Annotated in this window: 3 protein-coding genes; all 3 read right to left on the bottom strand. The window is 50.9% G+C overall.

Going from position 1 to position 1,791, the window contains the following annotated elements; translation table 11 throughout:
* Nucleotides 1–62: 62 nt before the first annotated feature.
* Complete coding sequence (locus XdyCFBP7245_RS23350; RefSeq protein WP_104617714.1) at nt 63–383, bottom strand: hypothetical protein; 321 nt, start codon at nt 381–383, stop codon at nt 63–65.
* Entirely contained in the window at nt 380–1,129 is a 750-nt protein-coding gene (locus XdyCFBP7245_RS23980; RefSeq protein WP_146091735.1) for a hypothetical protein, read from the bottom strand. The genes XdyCFBP7245_RS23350 and XdyCFBP7245_RS23980 overlap by 4 nt, the downstream gene beginning before the upstream one ends.
* A 333-nt stretch (nt 1,130–1,462) precedes the next feature.
* The coding region (locus tag XdyCFBP7245_RS24365) for a hypothetical protein (protein WP_211287777.1) at nt 1,463–1,791 on the bottom strand (329 nt) is incomplete at its 5' end.

Below are 1,791 nucleotides of genomic sequence, written 5' to 3'. Positions count from 1 at the left end.
AAATGGCGAAACTCCGAAGATCCAAACGAGACTCTCCGGAACGATGCGGACATTCCGCACTCTCAGGCATCGTTATTCAGACCTTCCTTAGCGCTATCAGTCCGACCTGTGAAAAGCATCAGTGTCACCATGAAGCCGGCAAGAACCGAAACAAAGGTAAGGATTCCAACAATAACCTCCTTCAGCGACTGAGCCTGAGATGGCTTAATAATCGCGTCAACTATTAGCAAGCTGGCTGCTGTACCAGTAGCAAACGGAACAATGAAGCCTAAGAACTGTTTCAACCAGAAATGAGAAGTTCGACTAGCCACCGAAACTAGGTTTGTTCCAGCCGATGTAGCGCTCTGTACTTCGTCTAGAACCAACCAGTCCTTGATGCTCATGTCTTCTTTTTCCCAATAGTCTTAATGCGTGTGACTGTGCCATCTTCCCGAATTGAGTCGATGGCTTCTCCGGTGCAAAGGCGATGAAGATAATCACGCATCTCTGCCTCTACTTCGTTAACAGCGACGCGGCCGTCCGACAGCAACTGAACTGTTATATCTGAGCGCTCCCTATATGTACTAAGATCTGAAATGCTACCGCCGTATTTGAAATGAAGGGTAACTGCAGAAAGCGTTTCATCCTCTGCCTCTTCCAAGATTTGTACGGCCTGATCTTCATCTAGCGTGCCGGCTGCTTCCCATGTAACAGCACAGGCAGAAGCGGCCGCAACTTGAGATCGTATCCCAGAAAGCAAGCCACCATAGCGACTTTCTACGGCAGGCGCATCCACAGCCAACCTAGCCGTAATGCGATGTATGCCACCCTTGGCGCGAATCATTGCGCGCAATTCCGCTGCAACAATATCCACCAACACCAGAGCAGGGTAAGTTTTGTCAGCAGTATGGCGCCGAAACAATTGAGTTAGAAGTGTCTGCACTATGCTGGCTGCGCCCGGGACACCTCGTACCCGCTCCATGACCATAACCTGGCCGAGTACCAAGCAGCGGAAGCTATGAACGATTTCGCCTTTGTTGCCATCAGCATCCTTAATTTCAACAACGCTGATATCTGCCTCTCGCTGGGTGAGATCTGGAATCAATGATTCCGGAATATGTCCCTGCAAATAAGTGCATACCTCAAACATCACGCCTCCCACACCGTAGTCTGTGGCCCGATTTATAAATGCGCATCGCTGCCCGTTAAGTCCACTACTTGGATCGGGAACGTGGCGCCCAGCTATAGTGGGGGTCTTTGATAAAACCTCCCGCAGCACAGCATCTATCCGCGGAGTACTCCATTTCTTCCGCCCTCTCAACTTGAACCCAATCACCTTCGCCAACAATGTACGAGACGCACGCGCTGGTGCCTTTGTCTTGACCTTAGTCACACTTCCCCCGTTCATATCCACAAACGCCGGAGGCCTGAACCACCCCCAACTCCTAGGGGGCATTATGCGCGAAATTGGTCCATTCCTACTTCAGTTGAAGACATTTTCGGCACCAAAAAAGTTATTTCTTCGGCCATAGTCCAGTACGCTTGGAGCAAATTCATACTCCCCATTCACTCCGGCAGATGCCCCCTGTACCGAGGATTTAGCTGCTGGTACAGCCTTCGTGCCTGTTGAATTAAGGGTATAAACGTCCGCCAACCGGCTGTATAAGTAGACGGGCCGATGCGAGGTCCGATTTTCCTGCTTCGGTCGTGCAGATAAAAGAGTGCTAGGGAACCTCTGAACAAAGCACGGCAGATGCGCGACACTACTCGCCTCGTGTTGAGGAATCATCCATGCAACTGACGTTCGGCGAC

The sequence above is a fragment of the Xanthomonas dyei genome (assembly GCF_002939865.1).
Classification (GTDB): Bacteria; Pseudomonadota; Gammaproteobacteria; order Xanthomonadales; family Xanthomonadaceae; genus Xanthomonas; species Xanthomonas dyei.
The sequence above is the reverse complement of the archived record's forward strand: the minus strand, read 5'-3'. Positions and strand labels throughout refer to the sequence as shown.

Excerpts from the sequence above, each read along its gene's own strand:
- XdyCFBP7245_RS23350 (WP_104617714.1), bottom strand. The coding sequence starts at position 383 with ATGAGCATCAAGGACTGGTTGGTTCTAGACGAAGTACAGAGCGCTACA.
- XdyCFBP7245_RS23980 (WP_146091735.1), bottom strand. The coding sequence starts at position 1,129 with ATGTTTGAGGTATGCACTTATTTGCAGGGACATATTCCGGAATCATTG.